Here is a 26,907-nt window from a genome sequence, read left to right as displayed (position 1 = left end):
GTCGTCCGCCACGCACGCGTGCGCGACGTCGTACGCGGACGACTGCTGTCGACCCTATCGGGGTCGCGCGTCGATCGCGGTACGGACTCAGATGCCGACCTTGATGCGCGTGAAGCGCTTCAGGGTGACACCGGCCTCGTCCAGAACCTTCTGGACGGACTTCTTGTTGTCGAGCGCGTACGGCTGGCCCAGCAGCGTGGCGTCCTTGAAGAAGCCGTTGAGGCGACCCTCGACGATCTTCGGCAGGGCGGCCTCGGGCTTGCCCTCGGCGCGGGTGGTCTCCTCGGCGACGCGGCGCTCGGACTCGACGACCTCGGCCGGAACGTCCTCCTTGGAGAGGTACTTCGGCGCGAAGGCGGCGATGTGCTGGGCGACGCCCTTGGCGATCTCGGCGTTCGGCTTGTCCAGCTCGACGAGGACACCGATCTGCGGCGGCAGGTCGGGCATCGTGCGGTGCATGTACGCCGACACGAAGCCGTCGGCGTACCGCGCGAAGCGGTCCAGGACGATCTTCTCGCCCAGGTTGGCGTTGGCCTCGTCGACGTACGCCTGAACGGTCTTGCCGGGCTCGATCTCGGAGGCGAGCAGCGCCTCGAGGTCGGCCGGGGAGGTCTTGGCGACGTGCTCGGCGATCGCGTTCGCGACAGCCTGGAACTTGTCACCCTTGGCGACGAAGTCCGTCTCGCACTTCAGCTCGACGAGGACACCGGAGGAGTTGTCGTCCGCGATGATCGAGACCACAGCGCCGTTCTCGGCGGAGCGGCCCTCGCGCTTGGCGACGCCCTTCTGGCCCTTGATGCGGAGCGCCTCGACGGCCTTCTCGACGTTGCCCTCGGCCTCGTCCAGCGCCTTCTTGCAGTCCATCATGCCGGCGCCGGTGAGCTCACGGAGCTTCTTGACGTCAGCGGCGGTGTAGTTCGCCATGATCTGTGAATCTCTTCTCGGAGTTCGAAGTCTCGAAGTCGGCGGCGGCCGCGGCTTGAGCGGCGTCCGCCGAAGATCTACGGGCTACGAAGATCTGCGGACTCTGCAGATCTAGAGGCTGCGGGTGAACGGCGGGTGGCGTGGTCGACGCCACCCGCCGTCACTTTCAGCCATACGGCCCTACGACCCAGAGGGTCAGGCCTGCTCGCCCTCGGCGGCCGGAGCCTCGGCCTCGGCGGCGGGAGCCTCAGCCTCGGCGGCGGGGGCCTCGGCGGCAGGAGCCTCGGCAGCGGGGGCCTCAGCAGCAGGAGCCTCAGCAGCAGGAGCCTCAGCAGCAGGAGCCTCAGCGGCAGCGGCCTCAGCCGGAGCCTCAGCAGCAGCCTCGGCGGCCGGAGCGGCCTCGTCGGCCTTCTTCTCGCCCTCGAGCAGGTCGCGCTCCCACTCGGCGAGCGGCTCGCCCGCGGCCTTCTCGCCCTTGCCCTCGGTGGCGACACCGGAGCGGGAGATGAGGCCCTCGGCGACCGCGTCGGCGATCACACGGGTGAGCAGGGTGACGGAGCGGATCGCGTCGTCGTTGCCCGGGATCTTGTAGTCGACCTCGTCGGGGTCGCAGTTGGTGTCGAGGATCGCGACGACCGGAATGTTGAGCTTCCGGGCCTCACCAACGGCGATGTGCTCCTTCTTGGTGTCCACGATCCAGACGGCGCTGGGAACCTTGGACATCTCGCGGATACCGCCGAGGGTCTTCTCCAGCTTGGCCTTCTCGCGCGAGAGCACGAGAAGCTCCTTCTTGGTCAGACCGGACGCGGCGACGTCCTCGAAGTCGATCTGCTCAAGCTCCTTGAGGCGCTGCAGACGCTTGTAGACGGTGGAGAAGTTGGTGAGCATGCCGCCCAGCCAGCGCTGGTTGACGAAGGGCATGCCGACGCGGGTCGCCTGCTCGGCGATCGCCTCCTGCGCCTGCTTCTTCGTACCGACGAACATGACCGTGCCGCCGTGGGCGACGGTCTCCTTGACGAACTCGTAGGCGCGGTCGATGTACGACAGCGACTGGAGCAGGTCGATGATGTAGATGCCGTTGCGCTCCGTGAAGATGAATCGCTTCATCTTCGGGTTCCAACGACGGGTCTGGTGACCGAAGTGGACGCCGCTTTCCAGCAGCTCCCGCATCGTGACGACGGCCATGGCCGTTCTCCTTGAGTTTCTCGGTTGTGCCGCGGGTGCCGGATCGGCACTCGCGCCTGACGCCCACATGCGCCGTGCCACGAAGGACCGAGGGGCGCTGATACGGACCGTTGCCGGTCGTGTATCGGGGCGTGCGAAGTCGACCCGGTGACCCGGATCGCCAGAAGAAGTGTACGGGACCCGCGAGGGACCGGGTGACGCCGCTGTCCACAACCCGGGAGTAGTCCACAGGTCCCGGCCATGATCGGCCGGTGTGCGGAACGGTTCTCACATGTCACATGCGCGAGCGAAACGATGTGCGGTCACCTGGGCGGGCCTCCTGCCTGCCCTGACCCTGGCGTTCCTGGCACCGGGCGCGTGGGCCGACTCTCCGGCCCACGTGCGCGCGGCACCCCCGGCACCTGACCGCACGGTTCCGGCCATCGCCCGCACCTGGCCGGTGGGGGTACGGCCCTCGGTGGTACGGGGCTGGGAACCCCCGGCGACGAGATACGGCCGAGGCCATCGAGGCGTGGACCTGACCGCTACCCCCGGCACACCTGTACGGGCGGTGGCGGCGGGCCGGGTGTCCTTCGCGGGCCGCGTGGCAGGGAAGGGGGTCGTCTCGGTCGAACTGTCGGCAACGGGCACACCACCCCTACGGACGACATACGAGCCGGTGAGCCCTTCGGTGAAGAAGGGTGACGAGGTGGAGCCGGGCGAGGTGGTGGGGACGGTGGAAGTCGGGGGCTCACACTGCACGACACCGTGCATGCACTGGGGCCTGCTCAGAGCCAAGACCTACCTGGACCCACTGTCGCTACTCCCCCCGTGGCTACTGCACAGGGGCCCATCAAGACTGCTACCGGTACTGGGCGTACCGCTGCCCGCCTAGCCGTCAGCCTGCGGGCAGCCGAACCGCCCGGCTGCGGGCATTCGTGCCGCCTAGGGCGGCACGGGTGGGCGCAGGCGGCACCCCGTCAGCGCCGGGCTGCGCGACCCACCCCACCGCAACCCACCACTAGCCGCGCACACCCCGCAGCGCCATAGACACAGCCGCATCCGTAATAGCCGAAGGCTCCTCAGCGGCCCCCAGCTCAATCCGCCGCACAGCCGCATCCACCACACCCTGTAGCAACATCGCAGCAAGCCGAGGCTCCGCGTGGCCCATCTCCCCCAACGCCTCGACGATCATCGCGACCAGCCCGCCGTGCGCCGCCCGGATCTTCTCCCGAGCCCCCGCGTCCAGCTCACTCGCGGAGATGGCGACCACGGCCCGATGCCGCCGATCCCCGACCAGCGCCAGTTGCTGCCGCACGTACGCCTCGACCTTGCCCTCGGGCGTACCAGCCCGCTCCATGGCCGCCGACACTTCCGCCGCCCACACAGGGAAGTCGACCTCGCACAGCTCCTCGACCACGGCGGCCCGCGACCGGAAGTACTCGTACACGGACGACCGCGCAAGCCCCGTCCGCTCGGCGAGGGCCGGAAACGTCAGCGCCTCCGTCCCACCCTCGGACAGCAAAGACCGAGCCGCGTCCAGCAGGGCGGCTCGCTGCATCGACCGGTGCTCGGCCACAGAGGCCGCTCGAATCCTTGGCACGTCAAACACTTTACGGACGCGCCGCCCGCGAGGGGAGTCACTCCCCCGCGCTCCCTTCGCTCATCGGCCGAAACTCGCCAGCTTCGCCCGCAGCTGAAGCACGGACTTGGTGTGGATCTGGCTGACCCGGCTCTCGGTCACCCCGAGCACGTTCCCGATCTCGGCGAGCGTGAGCCCCTCGTAGTAGTACAGCGTGACCACGGTCTTCTCCCGCTCGGGCAACGTGTTGATCGCCCGCGCCAGGAACCGCCTCAGCTCCCGGTCCTCGGCCACCTCCACCGGGTTGTCCGCGGCGGTGTCCTCCAGCGTGTCCATGAGGCTCAGCCGGTCGCCACCCTCACCCCCCACATGCAGCAGCTCCTCCAGCGCCACCACGTTGGCCAGCGACAACTGGCTGAAGACCGCGTGGAGATCGTCCACCGCGATCCCCATCTCGGCGGCCACCTCCCCCTCCGACGGCGTACGTCTGAGCCGCGCCTCCAACGTCGCGTACGCCCGCTCCACGTTCCGCGCCTTCTGCCGCACCGACCGCGGAATCCAGTCCAGCGCCCGCAGCTCGTCGATCATGGCGCCCCGGATGCGGGTGATCGCATACGTCTCGAACTTGATCTCCCGGTCGATGTCGAACTTCTCGATCGCGTCGATCAGCCCGAACACCCCGGAGGACACGAAGTCCGCCTGCTCGACATTGGGCGGCAGCCCGACGCTCACCCGGCCGGCGACGTACTTCACGAGCGGCGAGTAGTGCAGGATCAGCTGCTCGCGCAGCCGCTCGTCCCCCGTCGCCTTGTACGACCGCCACAACTCGTCGAGCGTCGAGGGAGCGGGCGGCCGCACGCTGCCACCGTCACGGGCGGCTGGGGGGATCGCCGCCCGGTCGGACCCGGAGGTGTGCTGGGGCATTCGTCGCCTTGTGCCGTTCTGCCGTGAAGTGAGGTTGCCTGGGTGAGCTGTCGGTCTGGTGGGGAGTTGCCGGTCTGCGTCCGGATCCACGTGAGCGTAGCGTGACTGAAGTGTCGCAGTGCGCGAAGGGCGGGGCCAAAGGTGTGCGCAGATACGTTCCGCTGGACGCCCCGCCGGGTCACGACGATCGCTGTGCGTGATCACCGGCGGGCGCCAACTGCGGGAAATCCCAAGGGCGTCGGGGTTCCCCCGGACGGCCGAACACGCTCGGTCAGCACCGGCGTCGACCACTGTGGACGGAGATCATTGCCTGGCGTGTCAACTTCCAGCCGTCGCCGTGTCGTTCGACGTAACCAAGTGCTCGGAGTTCGTACAGCCTCGCGATCGTGTCGTCCTCCGTCGTCTGCGCGCCCCGCGCGATCTCGTCCACCGCGGCGGCCCGGCGGGCGGGCAGCGCGGCCAGGACCCGGCGGGCGCCCGGTTCCAGCAGGTCCCGAGGCAGCACGGGGCCCCGCCGGTCCGGGGCCAGCTCGCCCATGGCGCCGACGAGCTCGACGACGTCCGCGGCATCGGTGACCAGCACCGCGTCCCCGCGCAGGAGTTCGTGCACCCCCGCCGAGAGCCCGCTGGTGGCCGGCCCCGGCACCCCCATGGTGTGGCGCCCGAGTCGCTGTGCCGCCCGGGCCGTGACCAGCGATCCACTTCGATGGGCGGCCTCGACGACCACGGTGCCCCGGGTGAGCGCGGCGATCACCCTGTTCCGCAGGACGAATCTGTTCGGGGTCGGATGATCACCGGGCGGCAACTCGCCGATCACCAGCCCCTGTTCGGCGATCCTGGTGATCAACTCGGTGTGTCCCCGCGGGTAGGGCCGGTCGACACCGCAGGCGAGGACGGCGACGGTGGCACCGCCGGCGCCGAGGGCACCGCGGTGTGCAGCGCCGTCGACCCCGTAGGCCCCGCCGGACACGACCACCCACCCCCGTTCGGCGAGCCCGGCGGCGAGGGTGACGGCCATGTGCGCGCCGTACTCCGTGCAGGCCCGCGCGCCCACCACGGCGACCGACCTGAGCGCCCATATCCGCAGACTGGGCCGTCCACGCACCCACAGTCCCAGGGGCCGGGCGTCCCCCAGGTCGTCGAGCTGCCCCGGCCACTCGGCATCCCCCGGAGACACGAACCGCACCCCGGCGTCCCGGGCGACGGCGAGATCCTGCCGGGGCTCGGCCGCCCCGGCCCTGGCCCGCAGCCCGGCCCACCGCTTGTCCGTCACCCCGACAAGCTGCGCCGTACCCTCCCGCAACACCCGCGCCACCTCCACGGCCCCCAACTCCCGCACCCACCGCCCACCGACCTCGTCGCCGGGCTCGATGACACGGGTGAGAAAGGCACGGGCGAGGAGTTCGTCGTCCGGGTCGCTGTCGCCGTTCACGTCAGCGCCCCGATGGCCATGGGCACGCCGCGTGGCACCCCCGTGCGCAGTTGCAGCGCCAGGGCGACGTCCGTCGCGTCGGGCCGGTCGTGGCCCACGAGGTCCGCGACGGTCCAGGCGACGCGCAGCACACGGTCGAGTCCGCGAGCGGTCAGCACGCCCCGCTCCAGGTTCCGTTCCGCTTCGTCCATGGCACCGCGAGCGGCGTACCACCGGCTGCGGAGTTCCCGCCCGGGGACTTCGCTGTTGGTGCACCATGGCGTGCCGGCGAGGCGTGCAGCCGCCCGCTCCCTGGCGCCTCGCACCCGGCCGGCGACCGTCGCGGTGGATTCGCCCCGTGCACCGCGCTCGGTCAGCTCTGCCCTCGTGACGCGGTCCACCTCGACCCGGAGGTCGACCCGGTCCAGCAGCGGGCCGGACAGCCTGGCCTGGTAGCGGCGGATCGACGACGGTGGGCACTCGCAGAAGTCGTCCTGCACGGAGAAGCGGCCGCACGGACAGGGGTTGGCCGCGAGCAGCATCTGGAACTTCGCCGGGAAGCGCACCACGCCGGCACTCCGCGCGATCACGACGTGCCCCGCCTCCAGCGGCTGCCGCAGAGCGTCCAGGGCCTGGCTCCTGAATTCCGGTGCCTCGTCCAGAAAGAGAACGCCCCGGTGAGAGAGCGACACCGCTCCGGGCCGGGCGATGGAGGCGCCGCCGCCGACGAGGGCCTGCATCGTCGCCGAGTGGTGCGGGGCGCAGTAGGGGGCGACGTCGATCAGGGGTTTGCCCGGCGGCAGCAGACCCGCCACCGAATGCACCGCCGTGACCTCCAGCGACTCCTGTCGGCCGAGCCGGGGCAGGATGGCGGGCAGCCGCTCCGCGAGCATGGTCTTCCCAGCACCGGGCGGTCCTTCCAGGAACAGGTGGTGGCCGCCTGCCGCGGCGACCTCCACCGCCGTGCGCGCGGAGATCTGACCGACGACGTCGGCGAGGTCATGGCCGTGATCGGGCTGCGCGGTGCCCATGCTGTGCATGCCTGTCGCCGCACCTGTGCCGGGTACGCGCAGGCCGGCCAGGAGCGGGTCGGGGCGGCCTTGGTCGTCAGGCTCCTCCTCCGGCACGGGCTCGTCGGCGAGAACCGCGATCAGCTGGCGCAAGCTGCGCACACCCAGTACGGACACACCAGGCACCAGGGAGGCCTCGGCGGCGGCGCACTCGGGCACGACCACCTGCTCATAGCCCGCGTCAGCCGCGGCGAGCACGGCGGGCAGGATGCCCCGAACCGGCCGCACCCTGCCGTCCAGACCCAGCTCTCCGATCATCACGATGTCGGCGAGGACCCGTGGGTCGATCCGCTCCGCGGCGCCGAGAACGGCGCATGCGACCGCCAGATCGAAGCCGCTGCCCGCCTTCGGCACCGACGCCGGGCTGAGCCCCACCGTCAGCTTCTTGGCGGGCCACTCCGCCCCCGAATTCACCACCGCGGCCCGAACCCGATCCCGGCTCTCCGTCAGGCTCTTGTCCGGCAGCCCGACCAGCGTGAACGCGGCGACACCCGGTTCGAGGTCGGCCTGGACCTCGACGACCACGCCCTCGACGCCGACCAGCGCCACCGAGCACGTACGAGCGAATCCCATTCAGGCCACCCCCCGCGCATGCTCGACCACGGCGGCCCCGCGGCGGGGCAGGACGACGCCGATGAGGTCGATGCGGACGCCGCCCGGCGGAGCCCCTCCGTGGGTGTGGATCCAGCGCTCGGCGAGGCCGCGCAGGCGCTCCGCCTTCTCCGGGGTCACCGCGGCCATCGGATGCTCGAAGACACCCGCCCTGCGGGTCTTGACCTCGCAGACGACCAGGACATCCCCGTCCCGGGCCACGATGTCGATCTCCCCGGACCGTCCGGCGCGCCAGTTGCGCTCCAGGACGGTCATCCCGGCCTCGGCCAGCCGCCGCGCGGCCAGCTCCTCGCCGTACTTGCCGAGTGCATTACGTGCCAGATGTGTGTTCATGTCGGCACCACCTCCGGCGCCAACCGTCACGCATCCGATCCCACGAAGTGGATCTTGGTGGACCACTCAGCGGTTGTGGAAAACTCCGTCACCCTCGCGGGGGACGCTCACCCGCCCGGCAGCTCCAGGTCGCTCTTGTTCAGCTCCTCGATGTTCACGTCCTTGAACGTGAGCACGCGGACCTGCTTCACGAACCGGGCCGGCCGGTACATGTCCCACACCCAGGCGTCCGCCATGGACACCTCGAAGAACACCTCACCCTGGACCGAGTGCACCTGCATCTCGTAGTCGTTGGTCAGGTAGAAACGTCGCTCGGTCTCGATCACATATTTGAACAGACCGACGACATCGCGGTACTCCCGGTAGAGCTTGAGCTCCATCTCGGTCTCGTACTTTTCGAGGTCCTCGGCGCTCATGGCATGTTCCCCTTCAGCCGTGCGATCCCACCATTGTGCGCCAGTCCCGTGAGCCTCTAGACGATTTCCGTGTCAAGGATCTCGGGCCTGGCCGGGGGACCTTCGTCGAGCAGCCTGCGGAGCAGCTCGGCGAGTCTGGTCGGATACACCGTCTCATGCGTCCGGGTCAGTTCCTGACAGGTCCACCAACGCGCTCCGGCGACACTGCGGCGCTCCAGCTCGGTGAGGCCCGCGGCCCGTGTGGCCGTCTGCGTCGTACGGGCCAGGTAGTACCACTCGTCCTGGTCCCAGCGGCGGCCGGCGAACGGAAAGGAGCACTTCCGCCGCCACAGCACCGGACCGAGCTCGACCTCGGTGATGCCGGTCTCCTCCGCGAGTTCCCTCAGAGCGGCCTGCTCACGGGTCTCGTCGCCCTCCAGGCCGCCACCGGGAGTGAACCACCAGTCGTCGGCCGGATCGTCCGGCTCGTGGCCGTGCAGCAGCAGGATGCGGTCCTCCGGGTCGAGGAGGACGACCCGGGCCACCTTGCGCAGCCCGCCTTCGTACGGTTCCGCGCCGGCGTCCGTCGCCTCAGCGGGCACCGGCCGGCTCCGGGCTCGTCGGGTTGCGGGAACCGAACCGCTTGGCGATCGGGCCGTACGCGCCACCGCCGAGGACGAGGACGCCGCCGACGATCACCAGGGCGACGATCGTACGCAGCGGTCCGGGCGAGGACAGGGCGCCCAGCGTCTGGAAGCCGGTGGGGCGCTGGAGCATGCCGTCCATGGGCCAGACGACCGCGTCGACCCGGGCGCTGACGGCGCTGCGCGCCACGGTGCCGCTGGCGGCGTCCGTCAGATGCGCGGTGGAGTCCAGCGAGCCCTCCCGCTCGTCACCGAGCAGGAACAGCCGGCCCTCGGGGACCGTCACGGTCGGGAAGTCCGTGGCCTCGGCCGCGCTGCCCTCGGGCAGATACGGTTCGTCGACCTGCTTGCCGTTGACGGTCAGCTTGCCGTCCGTGCAGCAGGCAACCGTGTCGCCGCCGACAGCGACGACCCGCTTGACCACGGGCGCGTTGGTCACCCAGGTCTTGTCCGTGAAGACGACGACGTCACCCCGGCGTACCTCACCGCCGTCGACCCGCTGCGCGAGCACCCGGTCGCCCATGCCGATCGTCGGCGACATCGAGCTGGTGGGCACGGTGTACGGCCGGTAGACGACCGCTCCCCACGCAAATCCTCCGAGGAACAGCACAAGGCCCAGCGCCACGGCCAGTCCGGACAACCGCTGTCCGATCCGGCCGCCCGCCGGGCTCCTGTCCACCCCACCGCTGCGCGGGGCCGTACGTGTCGTGCTCTCGCCACCCATGGGTCCGCACCCTACCCGGGGGTACGGCACCGGGTCAGCCCAAGATTTGGTTCATAATCCGAGCCCGGAGTTACTCGGAGACCTTCCGGAACTCGGACGACTTCCGGCGGCGCCGGACCAGCACCAGCGGCACCGCTCCGACGAGCGCCACGGCACCCGGCGACGTGGCCGCGGCCGCTGCCTGGTCGTTCAGGCCGGACTGGTCGAAGGTGTCCGGGACCGGGAGCGTGCCCCAGCGGTTGATCGGCCAGGCCTTGACGATGGCGCGGCCGACGACCTTGTCCACCGGGACCATGCCGTTGTTGGCGTCCGACTGGTTGTAGCGGGAGTCGCGGGAGTTCTGCCGGTGGTCGCCCATGACCCAGATGAAGCCCTCGGGGACCTTCACCGTGAACTGGCCACCCTGGTCGTCCACGCTGCACGGCGTGTTGCCGGGGTAGACGTACGACGACTCGTTCAGCGCCTTGCCGTTGACCGTCAGCGGGCCCGTGCCCTTGCACTCGACGGTGTCGCCGCCGACGCCGACCACACGCTTGATGAGGTCCTTCTCCTCCGCGGACGGCATCAGGCCGATCCAGCTGAGGAAGGTCTGAAGGGCGTTCGGATCCGTCGTGGGCTCGCCCGCCAGCCAGTTGTCGGGGTCGTGGAATACGACGACCTCGCCGCGCTCGGGCTCGGAGCCGAACCACGGGGTGAGCTTGTCGACCAGGACGCGGTCACCCTGCTGGAGGGTGTTCTGCATCGAGTCGGAGGGGATCGAGAACGCCTGCACCAAGAACGTCTTGATCAGCAGCGCCAGTACCAGCGCGATACCGATCAGGATGGGCAACTCCTTCCAGAAGGAGCGCGGCTTCTTCGCCGCGGGGGTCGGGTCGCCCGGACCCAGGCCCCCGGACCCGTTCCGCCCGTCCGCCGTCATGCCGTCGTCGGGCACCCCGGAGTCATTCCCGGGGGTCACGGCGCTGTCCGCGGCCGGGACAGCCGCTTCCACGGGGCGCCCGCGGTCCTCGCCGTCTTGCCCGGACCGTGCGCCAACCGCCACATCCCCCACGCCAACTCCTTACTCTGTGCCGCCGCCTGCCCCATACGCGGCGCAGGCCCACCACTCCCATAACGAGCGGGAGTTCCGCAGGGGTCGGGAGTTGGATCGTTCCGTTCGGATCGTCGGGTGCAACCCTATGCGACAGCTGGGGAGCCGCGGTCGACCCGGCCGTCGAGTCGGACACGGAAGCGTATGTATTTGGTTCGTTCAGGGAGTCCCAGTGGTTGAAGGGCCAGGCGATGACCCTGGCCCGGCCCACCACCTCGTCCTCGGAGACCGTGCCGCCGTAGTCCTCGTCCTGATGCGAGCGGGAGTCCGCGGAGTTGCTCCGGTGGTCGCCCATCACCCACAGCCGTCCCTGCGGGACGGTGATGTCGAACTCGGCCTGGGACGGGACGTTCCCGGGATAGAGGTAGTCACCCTCCTCCAGGGGAACGCCGTTGACGGTCACCCGTCCTTGCGTGTCACAGCACTTGACGCGATCGCCGCCGACTCCGACGACCCGCTTGATGAGGTCCTTCTCGTTGTCGGACGGCAGCAGGCCGATGAAGGTGAGCCCTTCCTTGACCTGCTTGATGACAATGGGGTCTTCCTTCTTCGTGGTGGTCTGCTCGTCCTGGAGCCAGCCACCGGGGTCCTTGAAGACGACGACGTCACCGCGCTGCGGCTTCGAGCCGAACCACGGGGTGAACTTGTCGACCAGGACGCGGTCGCCGATCTGGATCGTCTGTTCCATGGAGCCGGACGGGATCACGAAGGCCTGGACGAGGAACGTCTTCAGCACGAGGGCTATGAGGACCGCGACACCGACGAGGAGGGGTATCTCCTTGGCCGCGGAGCGCCTGCGCCGCCGCTTGACCTTGCGCTGGAGCTTGCGCCGCTCGGCGCGGGTCCGGCCGCTGCCCACGCTGATGGCGCGCCGGGAGCCGGTGGGCAGCAGGTTGTCGGCCGCGTGACCGGAGACACCACGCGGCCTGCCGCGGTTACCCATGGGCGCTCTCCGCGGCAGACACGCGCGCGTAAGCGTCCGGACGGTGCAGGCGGGTGGCGTGTCCGGACGGCCAGACGATCCAGTCGGCCCGGCCCACGACGTCGTCCACGGGGATCATGCCGCCGCCCGGCGAGCCGAGGTGGTCGCGGGAGTCGCTGGAGTCGCTGCGGTGGTCGCCGAGGACGAACAGGGTGCCCTCCGGAACGGCGACGTCGAAGGACACCGTGGACGGGCTGTCGCCGGGGTACAGGAACGACGACTCATCGACCGACCGGCCGTTCACCACGATCCTCCCCTTCTTGTCACAGCAGACCACGTGGTCTCCCCCCACACCCACAACGCGCTTGATGTAGTCCGCGTCCCCGAAATACCCGGTTCCGTCGAACACGATCACATCACCACGGCGCGGCTGAGCACCAAAACGGTACGCCAACTTATTTACGAGAACGCGGTCCCCGATCCTCAATCCGCTCTCCATGGATCCGCTGGGAATCTGGAAGGGCCGCGCCACGAACGCGTTAAGCAGGAGAAGAAACAGCAGGCAGACGAGCAAGGTCAGGCTGATCCGCCCACCCGGGAGCCAGTCGGCGATCCACGACACCAACGCGAAACGCGACCGTCCCTCCTGCCCTCTTGTGTCCGAGATCTCCTCGGAACCGTCCGAGTTGTCCTCGGAAGCGTCCGAGTTCTCGGATTCGAAAGGGCGGGAGGAGCGGTCGCGCTCCGTCTGCTGTGCTTCGGTGTCCATCGGGGCCAGATGCTATCCGGCCCCGCTGTGACCTCCGAGAAGCGCTCAGTTCTCGCGCTTCTCCTTGATCTTCGCGGCCTTGCCGCGCAGGTCGCGCAGGTAGTACAGCTTCGCGCGGCGCACGTCGCCCTTGGTGACGAGCTCGATCTTCTCGACGATCGGGGTGTGCACCGGGAAGGTGCGCTCGACGCCGACGGAGAAGGAGACCTTGCGGACCGTGAAGGTCTCGCGGACACCGGAGCCCTGGCGGCGGATGACTACGCCCTTGAACTGCTGCACACGGGAGCGGTTGCCCTCGATGACGCGGACGTGGACGTTCACGGTGTCACCCGGGCGGAAGGCCGGGACGTCGCTGCGCAGCGACTCGGAGTCGACGGTATCGAGCAGGTGAGACATTTCGTCTGCTTTCCTCGCTGATGCCACAGGTCATCAACGGAAACTAGGTGTTCCTGAATGAGAGCCGTGCTTGTCGGGGCGGGCGTCGTGTCCCCCTGTGGCAGGGGCGCACGCCGGACGGCGCACAGCAGCGGCCTATTCTTCCACGCCCTCCGGCCTGCGCCAAAATCGGCCGTACGGCTCCCCCTCCGGATCGGGCATCCAGCCCAGGATGGAGAGCATCTCGCGGTCCTTCTTGTCGAAGGCCTTGGGGTCGCAGCGCTCGATGAGGTCGGGCCGGTGGGCCGTCGTACGCTTCAGCGCCTCGTCCCGGCGCCAGCGGGCGATCTTGCCGTGGTGCCCGCTGAGCAGCACCTCCGGGATCTCCCGGCCGCGCCACTGGGGCGGCTTGGTGTAGACGGGCCCCTCCAGGAGGTTGGCCATGGCGCCGGGCGCGAAGGAGTCGTCCCGGTGGGACTCGGCGTTCCCCAGGACGCCGGGCAGCAGGCGTGCCACGGCTTCCGTGATGACGAGTACGGCTGCCTCGCCGCCCGCGAGGACATAGTCGCCGATGGACACCTCGTAGACGGGCATCCGGGTCCTGTACTCGTCGATGACGCGGCGGTCGATGCCTTCGTAGCGGGCCGGCGTGAAGATCAGCCAGGGGCGCTCGGAGAGCTCGACGGCGAGTTCCTGGGTGAAGGGGCGGCCACTGGGCGTCGGAACGAGGAGCGCAGGGCTGTGGGAGCCCGTCTCGTAGCCGTCGGCCAGGGCGGAGTCCAGGGCGTCGCCCCAGGGCTCGGTCTTCATCACCATGCCGGGGCCGCCGCCGTACGGGGTGTCGTCGACCGTGTTGTGGCGGTCGTACGTCCAGGTCCGCAGATCATGCACGTGCACATTCAGCTGTCCACGCGCGCGTGCCTTGCCGACGAGGGAGACGTTCAGGGGCTCCAGATACTCGGGGAAGATCGTGACGACGTCGAGCCTCATGCTTCTGTGTCCCTGGACGAGACACTGTGTCCATCAGCGACTTCGTCGCGGGCGGCCTGGTCTTCGATCAGACCCGGCGGCGGGTCGATGACCGCGCGCTGCTCCTCCAGGTCGATCTCGGTGACGATCTCCTCGACGAAGGGGATCAGCACCTCGCTGCCGTCCGGGCGCTCCACGATGAACAGGTCCTGCGAGGGCAGGTGGGAGATCTCGGTGATCCGGCCGACCTCGGTGCCGTCCTTGGTGACCACGTCCAGGTCCATCAGCTGGTGGTCGTAGTACTCGTCCTCCTCCTCGGGGAGCACCTCCGGGTCCACCTCGGCGATCAGGAGGGTGTTGCGCAGCGCCTCGGCGGCGTTGCGGTCCTTCACACCCTCGAAGCGCAGGAGGAGGCGGCCGCTGTGGACGCGGCCGGTCTCGATGGTGAGCGGGCCCGTCGAGGCTGGGTCCGTCTCCAGTACGGCGCCGGGCGCGAGCCTCAGCTCCGGCTCGTCGGTGCGGACCTCGACGGTGACCTCGCCCTTGATGCCGTGGGCACGGCCGATACGAGCGACTACCAGCTGCACTGTGCTTGATCTCCTGTAGTACGACTACGGGCCGGGGACGGCCCACTGGCCCTCCCCGGCCCGAGCCGGTGCTGCGTTTTGACGTCAGCGGACGTGGTCCACGTCGACCAGGTCGACGCGGACACCGCGGCCGCCGATGGCGCCCACGACGGTGCGCAGAGCGCGTGCGGTACGGCCGTTACGGCCGATGACCTTGCCGAGGTCGTCCGGGTGGACCCGGACCTCGAGCACGCGTCCGCGGCGCAGGTTGCGCGAGGCGACCTGCACATCGTCCGGGTTGTCGACGATGCCCTTTACGAGGTGCTCGAGAGCCTCCTCGAGCATGCTCAGGCCTCGGTCGACTCGGACGCGGCGGGAGCCTCGTCCTTCTTCTCAGCCTTCTTCTTCTGGGTGATCGCCTCACCCTTGCCCTCGCTGTCGCCACCGAGAGCCTCGAAGGACGGACGCGCCGCCTTCTCGGCCGGCTGGAGCAGCGGCGGCGGGGCGGGCTCGCCCTTGTACTTCTGCCAGTCGCCGGTCTTCTTCAGGATGGCGAGGACGGGCTCGGTCGGCTGAGCGCCGACACCGAGCCAGTAGGCCACGCGCTCGGCGTCGACCTCCATGCGCGACGGGTTCTGCACCGGGTGGTACAGACCGATCTCCTCGATCGCACGGCCGTCACGACGGGTGCGGGAGTCGGCGACGACGATGCGGTAGTGAGGCGAACGGATCTTGCCCAGACGCTTCAGCTTGATCTTGACTGCCACGGGAGTGGGTTCTCCTGGATTTGACGTGGTTGGGCACGGCGAGATGGCCGCGTGGGGTTGCGGTACCCGAGTGCCCGATGGACGCGTCAGCCGGAGGCGAGAGGGTTCCTGTGCGGCTGTCGAGTACAGCTAGCCATTGTGCCATACCCTGCGGGCCGCGTCGGACCGATGGTGCATGTGACCGGGCAGGCCGGACCGGCACCCGGCGTCGGTCACGTACGTCGGGTGCACGGCACGACGGAGCGGCGAACTGGGTACGGCTGCCACGAGCAGCCGTCGTCTCAGCTCGCTACCGCGCCCACCACCTCCGGAATCCGGAACGGCTTTCCGCAGCCGCCGCACACGATCGGTGCCTGGGCCAGTACCGACGGGACGACCCGCACGTTGCGGCCGCAGTCGCATACCGCCTTGACTCTGACGCCGCCGCCCGAGGAGCCGTGGCGGGCCGCCGGGCCGCGGAAGGTGCGGGACGTGTCCGCGGACGTCGCTGCCGTATGGGCCTTCAGGGCGCGCTGGAGGCGCTCGATCGTCGGGCGGTAGCGCCGCTTGGCCTCGGGGTTGAGCGCGACCAGGGAGAAGCCGCTGCTCGGATGCGGTTCCTCCGGGTGGTCCAGGCCCATCTCCTCGGCGATCGCGAGGAATCTGCGGTTGTGGTAGCGGCCGGCCCGCGAGGTGTCGCGAATTCCGCGGGCGGCGGCGATGCCGTGGACTGCCTCATGGAGCAGTCGCTCGAAGGAGAGCTCGTGCCCGCAGGCGGACGACGACTCCCCGATCAGTGACTCGGGCGCGGCAAGATCCGGCAGCTCGGGGTGGTACCGCTGAATATCGGCCCACGCCTCTGCCAGCTCTGCGGCGAGAACAGGTGGTGTCTGTGTCGTGCTCACGTAATGACAACGAGCCAGAGTGCCGCTGTGTTCCTATTCCGGGGCATCCCAAATAATTTGCACGTACCCGTCAGTTGCCGCTGATGCGTCCGGACGAGGGCGGGTGCGCTGATCTGCGGAGAAGCCTCACAGCTCACCACAAGCTGGTACGTAGGCTGACGTACGCCCCGGCGCGTATACGACGTCCGCACGCCGGGGTACGTGTGTTCGCGCGATGCGCAAGAGGCGTTTCGGCCGCTTGGACCCATGCCTCAGTAAGCGCGCGCGACGATCGCGACGTTACCGGGTGCGTCATCGGTGTCCGGCACCGACCCGTCCTCGGCGACCAGACACCGTACGGTCACGGCGTGCTCACCCAGCTTGGCCTCGCCTTCTTCGCCGAGCGCCGCCCAGGGGATGCGCGCCCAGCCGCCGGCGGTCGTCGCGTCGACGGCCTCCTCGACGGTCGACACGTCGGACGTACGGGACTCACGGCGCTCGCGGGACTGGGTCAGCAGCAGCGCCTGATCCTCTTCGAGGATCGTGGGGAGGACCCGTACGAGCGACTCGATCGGCACCGGCTCCTTGCCGCCGGGGATACGGCGGGCCAGCATCGCGGTGCCGTTCTCCAGGTCACGGGGGCCGACCTCGATCCGTACGGGCACGCCCTTGAGCTCCCAGTCGACGGCGCGGCGCCCGAAGGGGGTGTCCGTACGGTCGTCGACGTGGACGCGGATGCCCGCCGCCGTCAGCTGATCGCCGATTTCGCGGACCTTGGCCAGAACCGCGTCATCGCCCTTGATCGCGAGGACGACGGCCTGGACCCGGGCGAGGCGCGGCGGGACCCGCAGCCCGTTGTCATCTCCGTGAGTCATCACCAGGGCGCCGATCATGCGGGTCGTGGACCCCCAGGACGTCTGCCAGACGAGCTCCTGCTTGCCGTCCCTGGACAGGTACCGGGTGTGGAACGCCTTGGCGAAGTTCTGGCCCAGCTCATGGCTGGTGGCCATCTGGAGTGCCTTGCCGTCGCCCATCATCGCTTCGAGGGTGAGGGTGTTGATGGCGCCCGCGAAGCGCTCCTTGAGGGTCTTGCGGCCGGGGACGCTGTCGATGGCGAGGACGTTCACCATGAAGTCCTCGTAGACCTTCCGGTGGATGTGCGCGGCGAAGTCGCGCGCCTCCTCGTGCGTGGCGTGCGCGGTGTGGCCCTCCTGCCACAGGAACTCGGTCGTACGGAGGAAGAGTCGGGGCCGCAGCTCCCAACGGACCACGTTCGCCCACTGGTTGATCAGCAGGGGCAGGTCGCGGTAGCTCTGCACCCACTTCGAGAAGTAGTCGTTGATGATCATCTCGGAGGTGGGGCGGACCACGGCCGGCTCTTCGAGGTCCTTGCCGCCGGCGTGGGTGACCACGGCGAGCTCGGGCGCGAAGCCCTCGACGTGCTCGGCCTCCTTGGCGAAGTACGACTGCGGAATCAGCAGGGGGAAGTACGCGTTCTCGGTGCCCGTCTCCTTGATGCGGGCGTCCATCTCGGCCTGCATCCGCTCCCACAGTCCGTACCCGTACGGTCGGATCACCATGGTGCCGCGCACCGGGCCGTTGTCGGCCAGCTCGGCCTTGGTGATCAGATCCTGGTACCAGCGGGGGAAGTCGTCCGCCCGCGGCGTGAGAACGGGTGCCTTTGCCATGGCGCGATGGTACGGGCCCACGTTGCAGGGACGTGAAATCTTTTCGCCCGCTCGGCCAACCCGCAAGACGGGCCCGGTAACCCACTGGACGAGCGGTCGAGTGCGGAGTTTCCTGGCATACGGGGGGAGAGCGAGCGCACGTCACGGGGGCTATGGAATCGGGCACAGTGGCAACTCTCGGCGGATTGGGGCGCTTTCGATGACACCTACGCTCGTGCGGCAGCACCTGTCTCCAGCGGGACTCGGGTCCCGCGTGGATCTGTGTGCACGCGCGCGTGACTGGTCCGAGATCCAGGAGCGGATGCTGGTGCCGCTCTACGAGGCCGCCTACGAGCGACTGGAAGTGGGCGCCGGCACCCGGCTTCTCGGCCTCGGCTGCGGAGCCGGTCTTGCCCTGCTGTTGGCGGCCTCCAGAGGCGCCGCCGTCACCGGTGTCGAACCCTCCTCCCCGCAGCGGCTCGCGCTCGCGCGGGAGCGGCTGCTGCCCGAGGCGTGGGGCACACGCGGGCGTGCGGACACCCGGCTCATCGACGGCTCGCCGAAGGACGCGGCCGACGCGGAGGCGCCCACGTACACCCTGGTGACCGCTTTCGAGCCCATCGGGTGCCTCGCGGGCGACTCGGAGGGACTCGGCGAGCTGCTCGAGGCAGCGACACCGCTCGCCGGGCGGGGGGCGCCCGTGGTGCTGGCCGGCTGGGGTCCGCCGGAACGCTGCGCCACGTCGTCCGTGCTGCGGGTGGCCGCCAAGCTGGCGGATCCGCTGCGCAGCGCGGGCAGTTGGCGCCCCGCCCTTCGCGACGACCTGGAGGAGGTCGCCCAGCGTGCGGGCCTCAAGCCGGACGGTTCGGGCCGGGTGGCGTGCCCCTTCGGGTACGCCGACATGGACAGCGCGCTGCGCGGGCTGCTGTCCACGGGGCTCTTCGACGCGGCGATCACCGCGACCGACCAGGCACAGGTGGACAAGGAGCTGACGGAGGCCCTGCATCCGTATCTGCGGCCGGACGGGACGGTGTGGATGCCGAACGTGTTCCGGTATCTGATCGCGCGGGTTCCCTAGGGCCTGTCCGGCGGATCAGGTCGCAGGAAATCGGCGGCGCCCTATAAGCGCTGGTGAGCGGGGCCTGGCCCGTCCAGCTGCAAGGCGGACGAGGGCGTCGACGCGGAGCCTGGGCAACCGACGACAACGCCGCAGATGGGCGCGCCAGACCCCGCGTCTGCGGCATGATCCGCCGGACAGGCCCTAAGCGTCCGTGTCCTTGCTCAGCCTGGAGATCCCGGCGATCCGGTAGGCGTCGACCTCCTCCAGCGTCTCGTTCTCCAGCAGCGCCTGGGCCAGCGCGTCCAGCTGTCCGCGGTGGTCCCGGAGTTTACGGAGGGCCTCCTCGTAACACTCGTCGACGATGCGGCGCATCTCGTGGTCGATCACGTCGAGGGTGTGCGGGGCGGCCGCGAGCCCGTACGCCTGCTGGGCGTCGCTCGGCAGGGCGGAGAGCCGGCCGACGCGCTCGCTCATGCCCCAGCGGGCCACCATCGCGCGCGAGATGTTGGTGACCTGTTCGAGGTCGTTCTCCGCGCCCGTGGTGACGACGCCGTAGACCACCTCTTCCGCCACCATGCCGCCCAGTGCGCCGATGATGCGGCCGCGCAGGTACTCCTCGGAGTGCGCGTACCGCTCCACCTCGGGCGTCGACATCGTCACCCCGAGCGCCCGGCCACGCGGCACGATGGTGATCTTGCGTACGGGGTCGGCGCCGGGCTGAAGCATGCCGAGGAGTGCGTGCCCGCTCTCGTGATAGGCGGTGCGTCGGCGGTCCTCCTCGGGCATCACAAGGGTGCGCTCGGCGCCCAGTTGCACCTTCTCCAGGGCCTCGGACAGGTCCGAGGCGGTCACCTGCTCCTGCTTGCGCTTGACCGCGAGCAGAGCCGCCTCGTTGGCGAGATTGGCCAGATCCGCACCCGTCATGCCCGGGGTCGTACGGGCGAGCCGGGTCAGATCCACGTCCTCGGCGAGCGGGATCCCGCGGGTGTGGATCCGCAGGATCGCCTCGCGTCCGCCGCGGTCCGGCGGGGAGACGTTGACCACCCGGTCGAAGCGGCCGGGCCGGGTGAGCGCCGGGTCCAGGATGTCGGCGCGGTTCGTCGCCGCTATGACGACCACGCCCTCCGAGCCGGAGAAGCCGTCCATCTCCGTGAGGATCTGGTTCAGCGTCTGCTCGCGCTCGTCGTGACCGCTCACCGACGCGCCGCCGCCGCGTACCCGTCCGATGGTGTCGATCTCGTCGATGAAGATGATCGAGGGCGCCACCTTACGGGCCTCGGCGAACAGTTCCCGGACTCGGGACGCGCCGACGCCGACGATCATCTCGATGAACTCGGACGCGGATGCGGAGAAGAAGGGCACCCCCGCCTCGCCCGCCACCGCCCGCGCCAGCAGGGTCTTGCCGGTGCCGGGGGACCCCGCGAGCAGCACGCCGCGCGGCATCTTCGCGCCCATCCTGCGGTAGGCGTCGGGGTGCTCGAGGAAGTCGACGACATCGTCCAGCTCGCCCTTGACCTCGTCGATGCCGGCCACGTCGGCGAACGTCGTGCGCTGGGTCCCCGGTCGGAGCTCGACCGGCTTGGGCGGCGCCCTGCGGCCGAGCATGCGCCCCGCACCGCCCCCGGCCATCCTCCGGGCGACGAGAATCCACGCCACGACGAGGATCACGATCGGCACCAGGGAGATCAGCACGTTGGACAGGAGGCTGCGCTCCTGCACGACCGGCCGCGCGGTCACGGTGACGTCGTGACTGCTCAGGTTCTGCCAGAGGTCATCGTCCGCGAAGGCCGGGCGCTGTGTCCTGAACTTCGTGTAGTCGCCGCTGCCCTCGGGATTGTCCCGGGCGTTCTTGAGCTGGCCCTGGATCGCGTCGCCCTTGGAGTAGATCTTGGAGACGTTGTCGTCGTCGACCTGCTTGCTGAACTCGGTGTACGAGATCGTCGGCTCGTCGCCCGTGCCGAGGTACGTCAGCCCCACGTAGGCCAGCAGGAACACGATCGCCGCGGTAAGGAGCAGACCCCACCAGCGCGGGCGTACGCGTCGGCCACCGGACCGTCCGGTCGGCTCGTCCGGCGTGCCCTCGGTGCGCCACGGCTGGTCAGGAGCCTTGCGTGGTGGCGCGGCATTGCTCATATCTGGACGTTAAGGCACATGTCGAGCCAGGGCACGCGCTGAGGGCACCTCCACGGAGAGAGGCGCCCCCGGCGTCGTACGAACCAAGTCGTCAGCCCATGAACTTCTTGAACTCGTCCGGCAGCTCGAAGTCCTGCGGCGCCTGCTGGCCCGGCACACCGAACGCGTTGCCGCCCTGAGCGGCGGCGGCGCGGCGCTCGGCCTCCTCCTGCTCCTGCTGCTTGCGCTTCATCGGGTTCCCGGAGCGCTGCTTGCCCTTGGCCTTCTTGGGCTGCTTCTTCGACCGGCCGGGGCCGCCGCCCATGCCCGGGGCGCCCGGCATACCGGGCATGCCGCCGCCCTGGGCCATGCGGGACATCATCTTGCGGGCCTCGAAGAAGCGCTCGACGAGGTTCTTCACCGCGCCGACCTCGACACCGGAACCCTTGGCGATACGCGCCCGCCGCGAGCCGTTGATGATCGTCGGCTCCTGGCGCTCGCCCGGCGTCATCGACTTGATGATCGCGGCCGTGCGGTCGACGTCACGCTCGTCGAGGTTGTTGATCTGGTCCTTCATCTGACCCATGCCGGGCAGCATGCCGAGCAGCTTGGAGATGCTGCCCATCTTCCTGACCTGCTCCATCTGGGCCAGGAAGTCGTCCAGGGTGAAGTCCTGGCCCTTCTTGGACGCCAGCTTGGAGGCCATCTTCTCGGCCTCTTCCTGACTGAACGTCTTCTCCGCCTGCTCGATCAGGGTGAGCAGGTCACCCATGTCGAGGATGCGGGAGGCCATCCGGTCAGGGTGGAAGGCGTCGAAGTCGTCGAGCTTCTCGCCGTTCGACGCGAACATGATCGGCTTGCCGGTGACCTGGCGGATCGACAGCGCCGCACCACCGCGGGCGTCACCGTCGAGCTTGGAGAGCACCACGCCGTCGAAGCCGACGCCGTCGCGGAAGGCCTCGGCGGTGTTGACCGCGTCCTGGCCGATCATCGCGTCGACGACGAAGAGGATCTCGTCCGGCGAGACCGCGTCCCGGATGTCGGCGGCCTGCTGCATCATCTCCTGGTCGATGCCCAGGCGGCCGGCGGTGTCGACGACCACGATGTCGTGGACCCGGGACTTCGCGAAGTCGATGGAGTCCTTGGCGACCTTGACCGGGTCACCGACGCCGTTGCCGGGTTCCGGCGCGAAGACCGCGACACCGGCGCGCTCGGCGACGACGCTGAGCTGGTTCACGGCGTTCGGACGCTGGAGGTCGGCGGCGACGAGCAGCGGCGAGTGGCCCTGCTCCTTCAGCCAGTGGCCGAGCTTGCCCGCGAGGGTCGTCTTACCGGCACCCTGGAGACCCGCCAGCATGATCACGGTGGGCGGCTGCTTGGCGAAGCGGAGACGACGGGTCTCGCCGCCGAGGATCGTGACGAGTTCCTCGTTCACGACCTTCAGGACCTGCTGGGCCGGGTTCAGCGCCTTGGAGACCTCGGCGCCGAGGGCGCGCTCCTTGACGTTCTTGATGAACGTCCGGACGACAGGCAGCGCCACATCCGCCTCGAGAAGGGCGATCCGGATCTCGCGCGCGGTGGCGTCGATATCCGCCTCGGAGAGCCGTCCCTTGCCGCGCAGGTTCTTGAAAGTCGCTGAGAGGCGATCGGAGAGAGTATCGAACACGGCGCTCGCGGTCCTCAGGGTCGGTGGCTGGCTGATGAATCGCCCTCCAGGGTATCTGGCCGGGCGCGGTGGGGTCTCCACCCGTGCTGGAGACCCTGGTCATTGCAGACCTCAGCCCCTCAGCGTCTCCTCCAGCTTCCGCGCCACGGACCCCGCGTCCTCGCTGGGCAGCGGCGCCCCCTCCGGCCCGGTCACGTAGAACGCGTCCACCGCGTTCGCCCCCAGCGTCGACACATGCGCACTGCGTACCCGGACGTTCGCGTCCTCCAGCGCCCGCCCGATCCGGTGCAGCAGACCCGGGGCGTCATGGGCCCGGACCTCGATCACCGTCGCGAGCCGGGACGCGGCCGGGGCGACCGTCACCCGGGCCGCGGGCGCCACGACACCCCGGCGGCGCGGATACGCGGCGTCGCGCTCGGCCAGGCGGCCCGCGATGTCCAGGGATCCGTCCAGCGCCCGTACGAGATCGGCCCGCAGCCGGGCGGCCTGCGGCAGCGAGCCGTACTCGGCGGCGACCCGCCAGTCCAGCAGGAGCACGGACCCCTCGACGCCGTCGGGCAGGTCCAGGGCACGCAGTTCCGCGGTCCGTACGGCCAGCCGGTGCATCGCCAGCACACCGGCCACGGCGGGCAGCACGCCCTTCTGGTCCGGTACGGCGATGAGCAGCTCCACACCGAGCGGCTCCGGATCGCCGGACGGCTGGTCCTCGGTCGGCGGCTCGGTCTGCGCGCGCAGCGACAGCACCGGGCTGCCGGTCGCGATCGCCTCGATCGCCAGCCGTTCCTGCTCGGCGGTGGGCGCGCCCGCCTCCGGCTCCTCGGGAACGTCCCCGGCGAGCACGGCCGAGACCCGCTTCACCAGGTCGGCGACCAGGGATGCGCGCCAGGAGGACCAGGCGGCCGGGCCGGTGGCCAGCGCGTCCGCCTCGGTCAGCGCGTGCAGCAACTCCAGCGTGCCCTGCGTCCCGACCGCCTCGGCGACCGCGCGCACGGTGGCCGGGTCCTCCAGGTCGCGCCGGGTGGCCGTCTCGACCAGCAGCAGGTGATGCCGTACGAGCGCGGCGAGCACGGCGACGTCCTCGCGGTCGAAGCCGATCCGGCCCGCCACGTCACGCGCGATGATCTCGCCCGCCACCGAGTGGTCGCCGGGCCAGCCCTTGCCGATGTCGTGCAGCAGCGCGGAGACCAGAAGCAGGTCGGGCCGGCTGACCCGGCGGGTGAACTCGGAGGCGCGGACGGCCGTTTCGATGAGGTGCCGGTCGACGGTCCAGATGTGCACGGCGTTGCGCTGCGGGCGGCAGCGGACCCGCTCCCAGTCGGGCAGGAGACGGGTGATCAGGCCCTCGGCCTCCAGCGCCTCCCACACCTCGACGGTCGGGTGACCGGAACCCAGCAGGGTCACGAGCTGTTCGCGTGCCTCGGCGGGCCAGGGGGTGGGCAGGGGGCGGGTGGCGGCCGCCATGCGCCGTACGGCGTGCAGGGAGAGCGGGAGGCCGGCCTCTGCGGCGGCGGCCGCGGCGCGCAAGGGGAGCACGGGGTCGCGTTCGGGGCGCGCGGCGCGGGCGAGCACCACCTCGCCGTCCTGCTCCACCACGCCCTCGGCCAGCGGGGAGCGATCGGCGACCGGCTTCCCGCCGCCCAGCATGGCGCGCAGCCTCGGCCGCACGGCGCGCGACCGCAGCACGCGCCCCACTTCACGCCAGGTGACATCGCTTGCATACGACACGACGCGCGCCGCCTCGTACACCTGCCGCAGCAGGGTGTCGGCGTCGAGGAGCCCGAGCTCGGCGGCGACCTGGTCCTGCTCCTGGAGGGACAGCCGGTCGGTCGCCCGTCCCGTTGCCAGGTGCAGGGCGTCGCGTACGTCGAGGAGGCGCCGCCGGGCGTCGTCGAGGCCCTCGCGCGGGGCGTCGGCCAGCCAGGACGCGGCGACGGCGCGCAGGGCGGTGGCGTCACGGAGGCCGCCGCGGGCCTCTTTCAGATCCGGCTCCAGCAGGTACTGCAACTCGCCCTGGCGCTCGGCGCGTTCGGCGCACAGTTCCTGGAGTTCGGGGAGACGTTTCGGCGCCTGGTTGCGCCAGTCGGCCAGCACGGCCGTGCGCAGTCCTGCGGTCAGGCCGAGGTCGCCCGCGATGTGCCGGGCGTCCAGGAGACCGAGTTGGACCTTCAAATCTTCCCCGGCCGTCTTCCGGGCCTCGGCCGACGTACGGACCGAGTGGTCGAGGGCGAGGCCGAGGTCCCAAACGGGGTACCAGATGCGGTCGGCCAGCGCGGCGATCGCGTCGGAGTCGGTGCCGTCGTGCAGCAGGAGCAGGTCGAGGTCGCTGCGGGGGGACAGCTCGCCGCGGCCGTAGCCGCCGACGGCGATGAGGGAGACACCCTTGAGGCCGTCGGCGCCCGCGCCGAACAGTCCCGACAGCCAGTCGTCGGTCAGTTCGGCGAGGGCCGCACGGCGCGGCGGCCCGGACCGCGCTCCCTCCTGGAGGAGGCGCAGCCGGGCCGCCGCGTAGCCGCTGGGTCCCGAGTCCTCTGTTTCTTCCCGTGCACCCGTACTCGTCACCCAGCGACTCCTGTTCCTCTTCTTTTAGAGCGCGTCCGGGCCGCGCTCGCCGGTCCGAACCCGTACGGCCGTCTCGACCGGGAGGGACCAGACCTTGCCGTCACCGATCTTGCCGGTACGGGCCGCCTTGACGATGACGTCGATCAGCTGCTCGGCGTCGTCGTCCTCGGCGAGAACCTCGATACGGATCTTGGGGACCAGGTCGACGGTGTACTCGGCACCCCGGTAGACCTCGGTGTGTCCCCGCTGACGACCGTAGCCGCTCGCCTCGGTGACGGTCAGACCGTGCACGCCGAAGGCCTGGAGGGCTTCCTTGATCTCGTCGAGCCGGTGCGGCTTCACGACGGCGGTGATGAGCTTCATGCGTCCACCTTCTTCGCGTCCGCGGCCGGGGTCGGGGACGCGCTGCGGGCAGCGCCGCCGCCGGCGCCGCTGAAGTCGTATGCGGTCTCGGCGTGCTCGGCCTGGTCGATGCCGGTCACCTCTTCGTCCTCGGAGACCCGCATACCGATGGTCTTGTCGATGAGGAAGGCGAGGATCGCGGAGACGATCAGGGAGTAGGCGAGGACCGCGCCGACACCGGCGAGCTGCTTCCACATCTGCGTCATGCCGCCGCCGTAGAAGAGGCCCTCGACCTCGGACTGGCCCTTGCCGCTGGCCAGCAGGCCGATGAGCAGGGAGCCGACGACACCGCCGACGAGGTGGACGCCGACGACGTCGAGCGAGTCGTCGTAGCCGAGCTTGTACTTCAGGCCGACGGCCATGGCGCACAGCAGACCGGCGACGACACCGACGACGATCGCGCCGATCGGGGAGACCGCACCACCCGAGGGGGTGATGGCGACCAGACCGGCGACCGCACCGGAGGCGGCGCCCAGCGTGGTGAACGCGCCGTGGCGGATCTTCTCGTAGATCAGCCAGGACAGCATGGCGGCAGCGGTGGCGACCTGCGTGTTGACGAACATCAGCGAGCCGACGCCGTCGTCGTTGCCGAGCCACGAGCCGGCGTTGAATCCGAACCAGCCGAACCACAGCAGACCGGCGCCGAGCATGACCAGCGGGAGGCTGTGCGGGCGCATCGGGTCCTTCTTGAAGCCGACCCGCTTGCCGATGACCAGGATCACGCCGAGCGCCGCGGCACCCGCGTTGATGTGGACCGCCGTACCACCGGCGAAGTCGATGACGCCCAGGTCGAACGCCCAGCCGCCGGTGCCCCAGACCCAGTGGGCGACCGGGAAGTACACGATCGTGGCCCACAGGGCGACGAACAGCGCCCAGGCGGTGAACTTCACGCGGTCCGCGAGAGCACCGCTTATCAGGGCGGGCGTGATGATCGCGAACATCAGCTGGAAGACCATGAAGGCGAGGACCGGGATGGTGTAGCCGGACCACAGGTCACCGGTCTCGACGCCGCTGAGTCCGACGTAGTCCGACGTCCAGCCGATGATGCTGCCCTTGTCCGTGCCGAAGGCGAGGGAGAAGCCGTACAGCACCCACAGGATGGTCACGATGCCGATGCTGATGAAGCTCATCATCAGCATGTTCAGAGTGCTCTTGACCCGGACCATGCCGCCGTAGAAGAAGGCGAGACCGGGGGTCATGAGCAACACCAGGGCCGAACAGATCAGCATGAATCCGGTGTTTGCGGCAGACAGCGTGGGAGCGTCTGCGGCTAGCGTGATGGCGGCTGGTGCCATCGGCGTCTCCTCGTCGTTGGTACGGCCCCGTGCGGGCGAAGC

Annotated in this window: 27 protein-coding genes; 2 read left to right on the top strand and 25 right to left on the bottom strand. The window is 69.9% G+C overall.

What is annotated here, in order from left to right:
* Positions 1 to 87: 87 nt before the first annotated feature.
* A complete protein-coding gene (gene tsf / locus KCH87_RS23130) occupies positions 88 to 924 on the bottom strand; it encodes a translation elongation factor Ts (protein WP_210588116.1) in 837 nt (278 codons plus the stop codon).
* 195 nt (positions 925 to 1,119) lie between these two features.
* A complete protein-coding gene (gene rpsB / locus KCH87_RS23125) occupies positions 1,120 to 2,109 on the bottom strand; it encodes a 30S ribosomal protein S2 (RefSeq protein WP_210588115.1) in 990 nt (329 codons plus the stop codon).
* 271 nt (positions 2,110 to 2,380) lie between these two features.
* Here rpsB and KCH87_RS23120 point away from each other — a divergent pair, with 271 nt between their 5' ends.
* Positions 2,381 to 2,983 (top strand): M23 family metallopeptidase, encoded by a 603-nt coding sequence (locus KCH87_RS23120; RefSeq protein WP_210588114.1) that lies wholly within the window; start codon positions 2,381 to 2,383, stop codon positions 2,981 to 2,983.
* Between the two features lie 126 nt (positions 2,984 to 3,109).
* Here the strand turns inward: KCH87_RS23120 and KCH87_RS23115 are convergent, their stop codons facing one another.
* The 18 genes from KCH87_RS23115 to proS all read right to left on the bottom strand — a co-directional run bounded on the left by KCH87_RS23115 (position 3,110) and on the right by proS (position 17,792).
* Positions 3,110 to 3,667: a TetR/AcrR family transcriptional regulator gene (locus KCH87_RS23115; protein ID WP_210588156.1), complete on the bottom strand. Its 558-nt coding sequence runs from the start codon at positions 3,665 to 3,667 to the stop codon at positions 3,110 to 3,112.
* Between the two features lie 84 nt (positions 3,668 to 3,751).
* Positions 3,752 to 4,594 (bottom strand): RNA polymerase sigma factor WhiG, encoded by an 843-nt coding sequence (whiG, locus tag KCH87_RS23110; protein ID WP_210588113.1) that lies wholly within the window; start codon positions 4,592 to 4,594, stop codon positions 3,752 to 3,754.
* Between the two features lie 271 nt (positions 4,595 to 4,865).
* Positions 4,866 to 6,026 carry a DNA-processing protein DprA gene (gene dprA / locus KCH87_RS23105; RefSeq protein ID WP_210588112.1) on the bottom strand — a complete coding sequence of 387 codons (1,161 nt, stop codon included), beginning with the start codon at positions 6,024 to 6,026 and terminating at the stop codon, positions 4,866 to 4,868.
* A complete protein-coding gene (locus KCH87_RS23100) occupies positions 6,023 to 7,648 on the bottom strand; it encodes a YifB family Mg chelatase-like AAA ATPase (protein ID WP_210588111.1) in 1,626 nt (541 codons plus the stop codon). Before KCH87_RS23100 ends, dprA begins: the two co-directional genes overlap by 4 nt.
* Positions 7,649 to 8,020, bottom strand: a complete 372-nt coding sequence (locus KCH87_RS23095; RefSeq protein ID WP_210588110.1) for a YraN family protein — start codon at positions 8,018 to 8,020, stop codon at positions 7,649 to 7,651.
* Between the two features lie 107 nt (positions 8,021 to 8,127).
* Positions 8,128 to 8,436, bottom strand: a complete 309-nt coding sequence (locus tag KCH87_RS23090) for a DUF2469 domain-containing protein (protein ID WP_003965949.1) — start codon at positions 8,434 to 8,436, stop codon at positions 8,128 to 8,130.
* A gap of 56 nt (positions 8,437 to 8,492) precedes the next feature.
* Positions 8,493 to 9,017, bottom strand: coding sequence for an NUDIX hydrolase (locus tag KCH87_RS23085; protein WP_210588109.1), 525 nt, complete (start codon positions 9,015 to 9,017; stop codon positions 8,493 to 8,495).
* The gene (gene lepB / locus KCH87_RS23080; protein ID WP_210588108.1) at positions 9,007 to 9,783 is read right to left on the bottom strand and encodes a signal peptidase I; all 777 of its coding nucleotides are present in this window, start codon (positions 9,781 to 9,783) and stop codon (positions 9,007 to 9,009) included. Before lepB (KCH87_RS23080) ends, KCH87_RS23085 begins: the two co-directional genes overlap by 11 nt.
* Positions 9,784 to 9,853: 70 nt before the next feature.
* Positions 9,854 to 10,834, bottom strand: coding sequence for a signal peptidase I (gene lepB, locus KCH87_RS23075; RefSeq protein WP_210588107.1), 981 nt, complete (start codon positions 10,832 to 10,834; stop codon positions 9,854 to 9,856).
* Entirely contained in the window at positions 10,725 to 11,816 is a 1,092-nt protein-coding gene (lepB, locus tag KCH87_RS23070) for a signal peptidase I (RefSeq protein WP_210588106.1), read from the bottom strand. The genes lepB (KCH87_RS23075) and lepB (KCH87_RS23070) overlap by 110 nt, the downstream gene beginning before the upstream one ends.
* Positions 11,809 to 12,564: a signal peptidase I gene (lepB, locus tag KCH87_RS23065; protein ID WP_210588105.1), complete on the bottom strand. Its 756-nt coding sequence runs from the start codon at positions 12,562 to 12,564 to the stop codon at positions 11,809 to 11,811. Before lepB (KCH87_RS23065) ends, lepB (KCH87_RS23070) begins: the two co-directional genes overlap by 8 nt.
* 45 nt (positions 12,565 to 12,609) lie before the next feature.
* On the bottom strand, positions 12,610 to 12,960 hold the full coding sequence (rplS, locus tag KCH87_RS23060) for a 50S ribosomal protein L19 (protein ID WP_210588104.1): 351 nt from the start codon (positions 12,958 to 12,960) through the stop codon (positions 12,610 to 12,612).
* A 135-nt stretch (positions 12,961 to 13,095) separates the two neighbouring features.
* Positions 13,096 to 13,929 (bottom strand): tRNA (guanosine(37)-N1)-methyltransferase TrmD, encoded by an 834-nt coding sequence (gene trmD, locus KCH87_RS23055; RefSeq protein WP_210588103.1) that lies wholly within the window; start codon positions 13,927 to 13,929, stop codon positions 13,096 to 13,098.
* Complete coding sequence (gene rimM, locus KCH87_RS23050; RefSeq protein WP_210588102.1) at positions 13,926 to 14,495, bottom strand: ribosome maturation factor RimM; 570 nt, start codon at positions 14,493 to 14,495, stop codon at positions 13,926 to 13,928. The genes trmD and rimM overlap by 4 nt, the downstream gene beginning before the upstream one ends.
* 84 nt (positions 14,496 to 14,579) lie before the next feature.
* Entirely contained in the window at positions 14,580 to 14,819 is a 240-nt protein-coding gene (locus KCH87_RS23045) for an RNA-binding protein (protein WP_003973401.1), read from the bottom strand.
* 2 nt (positions 14,820 to 14,821) lie between these two features.
* The gene (rpsP, locus tag KCH87_RS23040) at positions 14,822 to 15,241 is read right to left on the bottom strand and encodes a 30S ribosomal protein S16 (RefSeq protein ID WP_210588101.1); all 420 of its coding nucleotides are present in this window, start codon (positions 15,239 to 15,241) and stop codon (positions 14,822 to 14,824) included.
* A gap of 281 nt (positions 15,242 to 15,522) precedes the next feature.
* Positions 15,523 to 16,125: a hypothetical protein gene (locus KCH87_RS23035; protein WP_210588100.1), complete on the bottom strand. Its 603-nt coding sequence runs from the start codon at positions 16,123 to 16,125 to the stop codon at positions 15,523 to 15,525.
* Between the two features lie 251 nt (positions 16,126 to 16,376).
* Positions 16,377 to 17,792: a proline--tRNA ligase gene (gene proS, locus KCH87_RS23030; protein WP_210588099.1), complete on the bottom strand. Its 1,416-nt coding sequence runs from the start codon at positions 17,790 to 17,792 to the stop codon at positions 16,377 to 16,379.
* Positions 17,793 to 17,991: 199 nt separating this feature from the next.
* Here proS and KCH87_RS23025 point away from each other — a divergent pair, with 199 nt between their 5' ends.
* On the top strand, positions 17,992 to 18,849 hold the full coding sequence (locus tag KCH87_RS23025; protein ID WP_210588098.1) for an SAM-dependent methyltransferase: 858 nt from the start codon (positions 17,992 to 17,994) through the stop codon (positions 18,847 to 18,849).
* A gap of 183 nt (positions 18,850 to 19,032) precedes the next feature.
* Here the strand turns inward: KCH87_RS23025 and ftsH are convergent, their stop codons facing one another.
* The 5 genes from ftsH to KCH87_RS23000 all read right to left on the bottom strand — a co-directional run bounded on the left by ftsH (position 19,033) and on the right by KCH87_RS23000 (position 26,865).
* Entirely contained in the window at positions 19,033 to 20,964 is a 1,932-nt protein-coding gene (gene ftsH, locus KCH87_RS23020) for an ATP-dependent zinc metalloprotease FtsH (protein ID WP_210588097.1), read from the bottom strand.
* Positions 20,965 to 21,055: 91 nt separating this feature from the next.
* Positions 21,056 to 22,609 carry a signal recognition particle protein gene (ffh, locus tag KCH87_RS23015; RefSeq protein ID WP_210588096.1) on the bottom strand — a complete coding sequence of 518 codons (1,554 nt, stop codon included), beginning with the start codon at positions 22,607 to 22,609 and terminating at the stop codon, positions 21,056 to 21,058.
* Positions 22,610 to 22,720: 111 nt separating this feature from the next.
* Entirely contained in the window at positions 22,721 to 25,168 is a 2,448-nt protein-coding gene (locus KCH87_RS23010) for a [protein-PII] uridylyltransferase (protein ID WP_210588095.1), read from the bottom strand.
* A gap of 24 nt (positions 25,169 to 25,192) precedes the next feature.
* The gene (locus KCH87_RS23005) at positions 25,193 to 25,531 is read right to left on the bottom strand and encodes a P-II family nitrogen regulator (protein ID WP_003997576.1); all 339 of its coding nucleotides are present in this window, start codon (positions 25,529 to 25,531) and stop codon (positions 25,193 to 25,195) included.
* On the bottom strand, positions 25,528 to 26,865 hold the full coding sequence (locus KCH87_RS23000) for an ammonium transporter (RefSeq protein WP_210588094.1): 1,338 nt from the start codon (positions 26,863 to 26,865) through the stop codon (positions 25,528 to 25,530). Before KCH87_RS23000 ends, KCH87_RS23005 begins: the two co-directional genes overlap by 4 nt.
* Between the last annotated feature and the right edge of the window lie 42 nt (positions 26,866 to 26,907).

The sequence above is a fragment of the Streptomyces sp. GESEQ-35 genome (assembly GCF_017948485.1).
In the GTDB taxonomy this organism is placed as follows: Bacteria; Actinomycetota; Actinomycetes; order Streptomycetales; family Streptomycetaceae; genus Streptomyces.
The sequence above is the reverse complement of the archived record's forward strand: the minus strand, read 5'-3'. Positions and strand labels throughout refer to the sequence as shown.

Bases quoted from the DNA above. Each gene is read 5' to 3' on its own strand.
- tsf (WP_210588116.1), bottom strand. From the start codon at position 924: ATGGCGAACTACACCGCCGCTGACGTCAAGAAGCTCCGTGAGCTCACC.
- rpsB (WP_210588115.1), bottom strand. From the start codon at position 2,109: ATGGCCGTCGTCACGATGCGGGAGCTGCTGGAAAGCGGCGTCCACTTC.
- KCH87_RS23120 (WP_210588114.1), top strand. From the start codon at position 2,381: ATGTCACATGCGCGAGCGAAACGATGTGCGGTCACCTGGGCGGGCCTC.
- whiG (WP_210588113.1), bottom strand. From the start codon at position 4,594: ATGCCCCAGCACACCTCCGGGTCCGACCGGGCGGCGATCCCCCCAGCC.
- KCH87_RS23100 (WP_210588111.1), bottom strand. From the start codon at position 7,648: ATGGGATTCGCTCGTACGTGCTCGGTGGCGCTGGTCGGCGTCGAGGGC.
- KCH87_RS23095 (WP_210588110.1), bottom strand. From the start codon at position 8,020: ATGAACACACATCTGGCACGTAATGCACTCGGCAAGTACGGCGAGGAG.
- KCH87_RS23090 (WP_003965949.1), bottom strand. From the start codon at position 8,436: ATGAGCGCCGAGGACCTCGAAAAGTACGAGACCGAGATGGAGCTCAAG.
- lepB (WP_210588108.1), bottom strand. From the start codon at position 9,783: ATGGGTGGCGAGAGCACGACACGTACGGCCCCGCGCAGCGGTGGGGTG.
- lepB (WP_210588106.1), bottom strand. From the start codon at position 11,816: ATGGGTAACCGCGGCAGGCCGCGTGGTGTCTCCGGTCACGCGGCCGAC.
- lepB (WP_210588105.1), bottom strand. From the start codon at position 12,564: ATGGACACCGAAGCACAGCAGACGGAGCGCGACCGCTCCTCCCGCCCT.
- rplS (WP_210588104.1), bottom strand. From the start codon at position 12,960: ATGTCTCACCTGCTCGATACCGTCGACTCCGAGTCGCTGCGCAGCGAC.
- trmD (WP_210588103.1), bottom strand. From the start codon at position 13,929: ATGAGGCTCGACGTCGTCACGATCTTCCCCGAGTATCTGGAGCCCCTG.
- KCH87_RS23045 (WP_003973401.1), bottom strand. From the start codon at position 14,819: ATGCTCGAGGAGGCTCTCGAGCACCTCGTAAAGGGCATCGTCGACAAC.
- proS (WP_210588099.1), bottom strand. From the start codon at position 17,792: ATGGCAAAGGCACCCGTTCTCACGCCGCGGGCGGACGACTTCCCCCGC.
- KCH87_RS23025 (WP_210588098.1), top strand. From the start codon at position 17,992: ATGACACCTACGCTCGTGCGGCAGCACCTGTCTCCAGCGGGACTCGGG.
- ftsH (WP_210588097.1), bottom strand. From the start codon at position 20,964: ATGAGCAATGCCGCGCCACCACGCAAGGCTCCTGACCAGCCGTGGCGC.
- KCH87_RS23005 (WP_003997576.1), bottom strand. From the start codon at position 25,531: ATGAAGCTCATCACCGCCGTCGTGAAGCCGCACCGGCTCGACGAGATC.
- KCH87_RS23000 (WP_210588094.1), bottom strand. From the start codon at position 26,865: ATGGCACCAGCCGCCATCACGCTAGCCGCAGACGCTCCCACGCTGTCT.